This window comes from Thalassotalea ganghwensis (assembly GCF_053485795.1).
The window spans coordinates 92,137-100,864 of record NZ_JBQRUM010000017.1 but is presented as its reverse complement, the minus strand read 5'-3'; the positions used below and the strand labels follow the sequence as shown (position 1 = coordinate 100,864).

The window sequence follows — 8,728 nt, the reverse complement described above, 5'->3', positions numbered from 1 at the left end:
GCAAGAGAAAGTGCTGTTGTTAATTGCAAAAGAAAAGGCTCCTGAATAAATTCAGAAGCCTTTATAAACTAACCAGTTGATCGGTCAATGGATCATTAAATATTTCTTAACTGATCGGCATTAAGCTAAAAGCTGGCTTTTTAAAGATGTTAGCAAGATAGAAAGTTAAATCGACTTTCCTTTTCTTGCTGCAGTATCTTTAGTATGCGTCAACCACGTTCTAGCATATTTTCTAGTTTTAGGGTCTTTAGCAGCTTCTTTAAAAGCTTGATAGGCAGATTTATAATCTTGCAAATAAAAATGCGCTTCCGCAATACTCATGTAGGTGCGACCTTTATCCTTAACACCCAGTTCAATAGCTTTATTTAAAGCGACAACTGCGGCTTTGAATTGCTCATCTTGCTTCAACAAATTACCTTGCTTACTGTAGTGTTTAGCATCATTGGTCATTTTCGCTAGCTCACCATAGTATTTAGCTGCTTTATCAATATGAACAGCAGCATGCCAAGCGTTTGCTAAAGCACCTAAGTTTTTATCGTCACGTTTAATATCACCACTATTAATATGCTTCTCTAAAATTACAGCCGCAGTATGAGGAATATCACTTTGCTGATATAACTGCGCTAATAATTTTAAATCGGCCTCTTTTTCTAGAAAGCCTTGCTTATAAGCAAGATCCATCGTAGCAAGAGATTTGGGGTAATCTTCGATAAGTGAATAAAACTTACCTAATTGAATCCAAAACGTTTTGTTTTCAGGAAAGAGTTGTACAACAGTTTCTAAAACGTTAACCGCTTCCTTATACTTTTTACGTTCATAAAATGAAGTAATCTTTAATATATAGGGATTTTGGTTATGCTTATCTCCGTAGGCTGCAATCGCTTTATCAGCAGGATCGATAACTTTATCTAATTGCTTAAGCGTATAATGAGCGTTAGCTACTTTGGTCCAGACATCACCATCTTGCTTACCAGTAAAGTCCATCCATGCGTAATAGCTTTTGATAGCATCATTATATGCTTCCTCTTGCATTTGCAAGTCGCCAAGCAATTTCAATGAGTTACCATGATCAGCCTCATTGAGGATATCAGGAGCTACAGCGTCTTTTAAAAAGCTAATCGCCTTTTTAGTGTCGCCTTTCATCGCATACATTTGGCCAGTAAAGAAATTTACGAATGCTTTGTCATAATCTTTCTTAGCTTCGATTTCGTTTAAAATGACTAAAGCGCCATCAACATCATCAGCTGAGTATAATTCAAAAGCTTTCGCTACTTTTTTACCCACATTAGGTCCTGGTAAATGTACTTTACGCTTAGGCTTTTCTTGTGCTCCTGCAGCCTGCACTTCAAATGAAGATGGCAATTGAAGAGTGACAAGAGATGCACACACCAATAATGATGTAAAAATCTTTTTCATATTTCCTCCATTACCCTTGATTCATTTTAAAGTCTAGCTGAACGGTTAAACCTGGTTGTTTTTGTGGCTTACCATCAACAACTTTTGGTTTATACTTCCACTTACGAAGTGCCCGCTTAGCCTCTCGGTCAAAAACCCTTCTCGGTTCAGCGTCGATGACTTCTACATCTTCTACACCACCAATTTCATTGATAGTAAATGAAAGCTTAACCCATCCTTCTGTTCCATCTCGAGCTGCTTGCATTGGATACTTAGGCTCGATTCGAACAATAGGTGTCGCGTCACCATCACGACCAAATGCCCCAGGTGCCGCAATGCTTGTCGAAGCCCCACCGAGATTAACGCTAGGAAGGTTAAAAGATAACCCACCAGTGTTATTATTAGCTTCAGGCTCTGGAGTCTGAGGCTTAGGTGGTGTTTTGGGCGGCGGCGGCGGCGGCGGCGGAACACGGCGACGCTGCTCTGCTGACGATTTCGGCGGCGTAGTGTTAACTTCTACAACAATATTTTCTAATTTTTCTTCCTTATTTCTATCACCGCTAGAAATAAGGAAAGCCATAAAAGAAAACAGTCCAAAAGTTATCGCTGCGCCTAATAGTATTGATGCTAAAAAGCGTACCATATAACCTACCCCTTAGCTGCAGCGATAGAAATTCTGTCTATGCCCGCTTCTTTGATAGCGTCCATTACTTTTACAACAACACCATGTTTAGCATCTTTGTCAGCTTGGACAATTACAACCTCTGTCGGCTGCTCGGCTAAAAGTTTTTCTATGTTAGCTGCAACACGTTCAATATCAACACGACGCTTATCCATCCAAACTTCACCGTTATCTTTAACTGCAATAAAGATGTTGGCTGATTTTTGTTTGGTTTGGTTTGCCGCTTTAGGTTTATTTACTTCAATACCTGCTTCTTTAACAAAAGAGGTAGTTACGATAAAGAATATCAGCATGATAAAAACAATATCAAGCATCGGTGTCATATCAATCGCTGCTTCTTCTTCTTCACGAATACGTTTACGTGCCATTACAATATCTCTCTAGTGATGAGGTAAACTGTCAACCAGTTTAGCCTTGGCTAGTTTAACTTTTGCGTCTAATCTGCTGCTAAAAAACACGCCAGATAAAGCGGCTACCATTCCTGCCATTGTTGGAATCGTTGCCATCGAAATGCCTGACGCCATTAGACGTGGATTACCCGTACCTTGTTGTGCCATCGTTTCAAAAACAGAAATCATACCTGTCACCGTACCTAGCAATCCAATCAGTGGACACATCGCCACTAAGGTTTTAATCGTAATCATGTTACGTTCGAGTTGTTCTGTCGCTTCGGAGATCCATGTATCTCTGATTCGATGTGCATACCAAGAAGTCGTGTCACTTCTTGCATCCCAACGCGCAATGATATCATCACGAATTTGCGGGTAGTTTGATGCTAAGAACCAATAGCGCTCAATCATCAATATCCACATCAATAAGAGTGCAAAGGCGACAAAGTAAAGCACGTTACCGCCAGTTGCAATAAAACTCCTGACAGATTCGATAAGCTCTATCAGGAATAACATTAGTTAGACTCCTTCTCTGCAATCGCAGCAATTAAACCCGCGCTTTGCTCATCTAATTTGTGTAATACTGCTTTGCTTCGACCAGCTACGATACTGTGTACTAGAATCAATGGTAATGCTGCGATTAGACCTAATGCAGTGGTTACAAGTGCTAAAGAGATGTTACCCGCCATAATTTTCGGGTCACCTGTACCAAACAGGGTAATTGTTTGGAAAGTCATAATCATACCGATAACCGTACCTAATAGACCCATTAATGGCGCAATAGCTGCAAACATCTTGATCAAGTTAATACCACGGTCAACTGTCGGTGTTTCACGTAAAATAGCTTCGTCAAGTTTAAGTTCTAACGTTTCAGCGTCTGCATCTTTGTTTTCATGATAAACCTTCAACAAACGACCTAATGGATTGTTTTCGTTAGGTTGACTTAAGTTTTTCTCTTGCGCTTTGATCTTCGAAGAAACCGCACCTAAAACAATAATACGCTCAAGCGCAATTAACAAACCAATGATTAGTAATACAGTGATGCCGTAACCTACTTCACGACCTTCATGGTAAAACTCCATTAGCGTTTTCTTACGAGATTCAAGTGCTAAGATACCTCCACGAGAAGGATCGACATAAACTGCATGGTAGCCACTAGATTGATTAAAGAAGTTAGAAGCGGTTTCAGAGATATAACCCGCTGGTTGTTTACCCAGTGGCTGAACCTGTGCAACTTCATCGTTATAGTTTAAGTAACCATTTTCAGACACTAAGTTAAAGGTACCAATACGAGTTACTGTTTCAGTTGATTTAGAACCATCTAAGTTGGTAACTTCGGTAGTAAACTGTGAAACTTGACCTGATTGGGTCATTTCTGTTTGTAGTGCAATCCATAATTCTTCTAACTGCTCAAGATCAGGGATAGCCTTAGAGTTAGCGATTTCGTTAAGAATTTCGCCGCGACCTGGATATTCAGCACTGACGATAGATGTTGAAATCTGACCATATGCATTGGCAGCTGCCGCACGGCTCACACCGAACATTTCACCCAATGTACCTTCAGCATTTTTCAACTCTACTTCTTTTTGAGCAAGTGTAATTTCATTGTCAGCGTATTCTTTGGTTAAACGCTTGTTACGATCTTGCTGTGCTTTTAATTCGGCCTTGGCTTTGTTTAAAAGCGCCTGCTTATCTGCGCGTGCTGCAGTAAATTCAGCTTCACGTTTTTTGTCAATTTTAGCTTGAGAAATGCGGTCATTCTTTACTTGTTCTAACAACTTATCTAAATCGTTAGCATTGGCCGCTGTAGAGATACCTGCAGTTAAAGACGCCGCAAGTAATACAAAATTAATAGCCTTCTTCATTATTTCGCTCCTGCTGCAAATACCGGTAATTTAGCTAAGTCTGGTGATAACTGTTTGCGCGCCATACGAATAGCGTCAGTTACAGGTTTTAAGTACTCATCACCTAACTTTTCCCAAGAGCGAGTATTGTTATTCCATACCCAAGCATTTTTGTAGTCAAGAGATTGAGCTACAAGCGCTATACGGCCCATATGAACGAAATCGGCAGTTAATACTTGATCACCTAAATCAAGCTCACCTTGATATGCGTCAAAAACCGTGCCGTAGTTAGCTTCAATTTCATAAGCTTCTAACACTAGACGAAACTGCTCAGAAACAGAGACATTAGAATCGTTCATAACATCGCGAAGCTGAGCGATACGCTCTTTACGCGCTTCTAAGTTCATCGGAACGTCTAATTCAACAAACTTCTCTAATGTATCGATCATTTTATACATTAGTGGAACAACACCTTGCTTGGTTTTATCGATACCAGCAATTTGAGCTTCTAACGATTTGATGTTTGCTTTTTGATCATCAACCATTTTCTGAACATGGTCGTTATAACCTTTTAATACTTCGGCTTCATCGACAGTATTGCGATACTCTGCCAACATATCAATCGTTTGCTCATAGATGCTGTTAATCTTCTTTTGAGACTTAACAGAAGCCTTAAAAATTTTAGCTTCTTCATTTTGTAGATTAGTAAGTGCATCAGCAGCTGCAAAGTTGCTAGCTGACAATGTTAATGCGCCAATTATCGTCGAAGCGATAAGGCTCTTTTTGCTTAATTTGGACATAGTTCCCAACCAATTGTTATTGAATTTAGATAACAAAAATATTTGTTAACGCAAATTTAATAATCTGCCATTTATTAAAAGTTTTAATTTCTCTAGAATAAAACCATGCAATATTCCCAGACGACAGCAATGCTGTCAACTAAGACCCATTAAAAAGATTGTTTATTTACTCTTCCTTAAATAATTATTCAAATCCATTAACATGGCTATGACGTTAGTGCTCCCACGCTTCACATCGATGAAAGATTACTAATCATAGTTTAATTTTGAATAATTAAACAATCTTGTTAAGAGGTAAAGAATAAATGCTCGCGTATTGTTTTACTAATTCTTTCGTAGTAAGTCAAACTTTATTCACGGCAAATTGTATATTTTTTATGAAACTTTAATGAAAATAAATTGATAATCAACACTTAATTTTTAGTATTTAAAAAAAAACCAACCTTAAAAAAGGTTGGTTTTATGACTGATACCCTAGCTAAATTAGAAACGCGCTTCTAAATTAAGTGTGGCAAACCTTGGCGTTTGATAAGCCAATGGTGAATCATAATATGGGTTATATTCTTTAGATGTCCAGAATGCTTCATAGTTATCGACATAGCTTGTCGGCTGCGAATTATCCAAAACGTTAAAGATATCCAATGAAGCTCTCAAATCAACCCCATTTACATTGAAAGAATAACTGGCTGATAAATCCAGTTTGAATGTCCAAGGCGTTGTACCGTTACTACCACGAGGGTGGAAAGTAATGGAATCATCAGGTTGAGTGATATAATAGGTATCACCGTAGCTACCATAAAGATCTGAGTCGCTCGACCAATAAGTACCACCAACTATCGAGCGTGGACGACCACTAGCTAAAGTAGAATTCCAGCCAACAACAAAGTTTTCAGTTACATTATAACTACCGAAGAATTTAAATACATGGCGACGGTCATTCGGTAAGTTACCATATGAACCATCCATCAATGCTGGAAAATCAAAATCTGTTGTTATCCCTGCATCCTGCTGACCATTATCAGATTTAACTGCACCTTCAAAATTACCATAACTGTGCGACCATGTGTAACTTGCAGTCCAAGTAAAGTCATCTAGTTGATAACGTAAAGTCGATTCCAACGCATAGTATTTATTCTCACCTTTGGGTAGCTGAACCGTTTCGCTGTTTTTAAATACCTTTGGGGTATCAGTATCTGCTAATCCGTCATCATCCGCATCAACATAAAAAACAGCATCTTGACCAGGGTTAACCATCAAACAGTAACTATTCGCATAGGCTCCACAATAGTCATCCAGCGCTGAATCCACATAACGATAAGTTCCTTTAAGACGCAGTGTATACTCATCCGACAAAGTCGTCTCATAGCCTAAGATATACTCAACTTTCGAGAAAGGATCAGCATTTTGAGAAACGAATGTTTCTTTGGTTGGGAATGTCGGTGTAGAACTGACCGTTTGCGAGTTAGCTTCTGTGCCATTAACTGGAACAGCACCAATCGGCTCACCATTAGCATCCGCACCAGTGAAAGTATAGTGTGTTGTTCTATCATCGACACCTGAAGCAGCACGATAAATGGTATTGTTAGCTATAGGTAAATAGTACTGACCAAAGGTACCATAAAGCTTACTGTCACCATTTCCTTGAGGATCCCAGCTAAAACCTAAACGAGGTGCAACGTCCGTTGTAAATGAGCTAATCACACGCCCTGTTACTCCTGTATTTTTAAAGTCATCAACTCGCAATCCTAAACTTAAGGTTAAATCATCGGTAACTGCCCATTTATCTTCAATAAAGTACGCTTTAATGTCACTGGTAAACCCTCCACCATTTTCTTCGTTTGAAAACACTCGATCTCGAACGTAATGCTGAGGTTGATCACTGGTGTTAGTAAACAGAATACCGTCGTCTCCTTGCACAGACTTTCCTGGCTGCACGGTATAGTAGGTATATGAATGTCCACCATCAGGACCTGTCGGTATGGTAAAGCGCGTGGTGTCACGTTGCTGAACTTCATAACCTGCTGTGATTGTATGGTCGCCAAAGGTATACTCTACATCGATGCCATATTGTGTATTGGCATCATGGTTTTCCCCGAAAGAGCCGCCCGGCCCACAACTTTTAATTCTGTCTGCTGCCGCGATACCGCTGCGACCGTCATTAACAGTAGAGCATTCAATGTTAGTCGCACTCGTTTCATATTCTGATTCAATTCTACCCGCCATTGCAGTTAAAATTAAATCTTCAGTTAGGTAGCCTGTATAACTTAAGCTATGGGTTTCTCCACCTCTCATTCTTACTTGTTTACCATTTTCTTCGCCAATACCGTCTTTACCTAAATTGGCGTTGTATTCGTAAATTGTCTCAATAGCATCTTGGCGATTAGAATAACCAAAATAGCTTAAGCGATGGTTCTCACTGATATCCCAGTCAATCGTTGCGCCCCAAAAGAGGTTATCACCACCAGATGATTCACGTTTTATATACTGATCATTTGCTAAATAGTGATTCCAGAAAGAGTTTTTAAAGGTATAGGTTCTTGAATCGTCTTTAGGGTTGACGATCGCATAGAAAAATAATTCATCTTCAATAATTGGCCCACCAACTGAAAGCGTAAACTCTTTATTTGATTGCTCATCTAGTGAATAATCGCGATAAACGTTTCCTGTGCCACCATTGGCTCGAGAAACCTGTCCATCACCACGTAATGAATCGGGCGTATATGTTGCCGTTGCACCAAACTCCCACTTATTAGTACCTTTTTTCGCTGTCGCAATCACCGCACCGCCGGTTGCTCGACCATATTTGGCCGAATATCCACCCGTTTTTATTTGGAATTCTTTATAAAACTCAAATGGCAATTGACCACAACCTAAACCGTTTCTTGTATTCGTTACTTCCATACCATTAATGTAGCAAACATTTTCTGCAACCGATGCTCCGCCAAATGATGCTAAATTACCGAAAGCACTATCCCCTTGAACGACACCCGGAGCTAATAAAGCTACAGAGGTTATATTTCGAGCGACGGGCATTCTATCAATTTCTACTTCACCAACCACTAAGCCAGAGTCGGAAGATGACAAATCGATAGTCGCTACACTTGAACCGACCACTTGAATAACTTCGGTATCAGAAGGCGCTTCAACTTCAAAGTTCGTTACTGCATTCTTACCTAACATTAAACGAACTTGCTCTTGTGCAATCACTTTATTGCCTTTTAGAACAGTTACGTCATATATACCTGTAGGTAGTTTTGCCAAACGGTACCCACCATCGTTATCAACACTATATGAACGAGTTGTACCGGTATCAACGTTTACCGCCTTAACGGTATACCCTTGTGAAGATCCATTAGTTACGGCCACATTACCAATAATATCTTCGGCTTGTGCTGTACCGATACCGAGTACCGTTGTTACAGCTAATGCGGCAACTGAACGCTTAAATGTTTTAGACATGTTTTTCATATTGACTCCCTGAACCACATCAAAGGTGGCTCTGTTTTCATGTTTCATAAATTTTTTATGTAGGTTAAAGCGAGAAACGATGAAACTTTTCTGCTCTAACGGGGTCAATACTAATCAGGGATTAATTGCTCTGACAAAATTAGGCAAGGG

7 protein-coding genes are annotated in these 8,728 nt (G+C 39.6%); all 7 read right to left on the bottom strand.

Annotated features, from left to right (window positions below; all coding sequences use genetic code 11):
• Positions 1–165: 165 nt before the first annotated feature.
• Positions 166–1,416 (bottom strand): tetratricopeptide repeat protein, encoded by a 1,251-nt coding sequence (locus tag ACSLUH_RS15850; RefSeq protein ID WP_448568754.1) that lies wholly within the window; start codon positions 1,414–1,416, stop codon positions 166–168.
• A gap of 10 nt (positions 1,417–1,426) precedes the next feature.
• Positions 1,427–2,038 carry an energy transducer TonB gene (locus tag ACSLUH_RS15845; RefSeq protein WP_448568752.1) on the bottom strand — a complete coding sequence of 204 codons (612 nt, stop codon included), beginning with the start codon at positions 2,036–2,038 and terminating at the stop codon, positions 1,427–1,429.
• A gap of 5 nt (positions 2,039–2,043) precedes the next feature.
• Positions 2,044–2,445, bottom strand: a complete 402-nt coding sequence (locus tag ACSLUH_RS15840) for an ExbD/TolR family protein (protein WP_448568750.1) — start codon at positions 2,443–2,445, stop codon at positions 2,044–2,046.
• A 12-nt stretch (positions 2,446–2,457) separates the two neighbouring features.
• Positions 2,458–2,982, bottom strand: a complete 525-nt coding sequence (locus ACSLUH_RS15835) for a MotA/TolQ/ExbB proton channel family protein (RefSeq protein ID WP_448568748.1) — start codon at positions 2,980–2,982, stop codon at positions 2,458–2,460.
• Positions 2,982–4,331: a MotA/TolQ/ExbB proton channel family protein gene (locus ACSLUH_RS15830; RefSeq protein ID WP_448568746.1), complete on the bottom strand. Its 1,350-nt coding sequence runs from the start codon at positions 4,329–4,331 to the stop codon at positions 2,982–2,984. The genes ACSLUH_RS15835 and ACSLUH_RS15830 overlap by 1 nt, the downstream gene beginning before the upstream one ends.
• Positions 4,331–5,110 carry a DUF3450 domain-containing protein gene (locus tag ACSLUH_RS15825; protein ID WP_448568744.1) on the bottom strand — a complete coding sequence of 260 codons (780 nt, stop codon included), beginning with the start codon at positions 5,108–5,110 and terminating at the stop codon, positions 4,331–4,333. Before ACSLUH_RS15825 ends, ACSLUH_RS15830 begins: the two co-directional genes overlap by 1 nt.
• A gap of 483 nt (positions 5,111–5,593) precedes the next feature.
• Positions 5,594–8,578, bottom strand: a complete 2,985-nt coding sequence (locus ACSLUH_RS15820) for a TonB-dependent receptor (protein WP_448568742.1) — start codon at positions 8,576–8,578, stop codon at positions 5,594–5,596.
• Positions 8,579–8,728 lie beyond the last annotated feature (150 nt).

What these genes read in the sequence shown, in the direction of transcription:
- ACSLUH_RS15850 (WP_448568754.1), bottom strand. Translation starts at nt 1,416, where the DNA reads ATGAAAAAGATTTTTACATCATTATTGGTGTGTGCATCTCTTGTCACT.
- ACSLUH_RS15845 (WP_448568752.1), bottom strand. Translation starts at nt 2,038, where the DNA reads ATGGTACGCTTTTTAGCATCAATACTATTAGGCGCAGCGATAACTTTT.
- ACSLUH_RS15840 (WP_448568750.1), bottom strand. Translation starts at nt 2,445, where the DNA reads ATGGCACGTAAACGTATTCGTGAAGAAGAAGAAGCAGCGATTGATATG.
- ACSLUH_RS15835 (WP_448568748.1), bottom strand. Translation starts at nt 2,982, where the DNA reads ATGTTATTCCTGATAGAGCTTATCGAATCTGTCAGGAGTTTTATTGCA.
- ACSLUH_RS15830 (WP_448568746.1), bottom strand. Translation starts at nt 4,331, where the DNA reads ATGAAGAAGGCTATTAATTTTGTATTACTTGCGGCGTCTTTAACTGCA.
- ACSLUH_RS15825 (WP_448568744.1), bottom strand. Translation starts at nt 5,110, where the DNA reads ATGTCCAAATTAAGCAAAAAGAGCCTTATCGCTTCGACGATAATTGGC.
- ACSLUH_RS15820 (WP_448568742.1), bottom strand. Translation starts at nt 8,578, where the DNA reads ATGAAAAACATGTCTAAAACATTTAAGCGTTCAGTTGCCGCATTAGCT.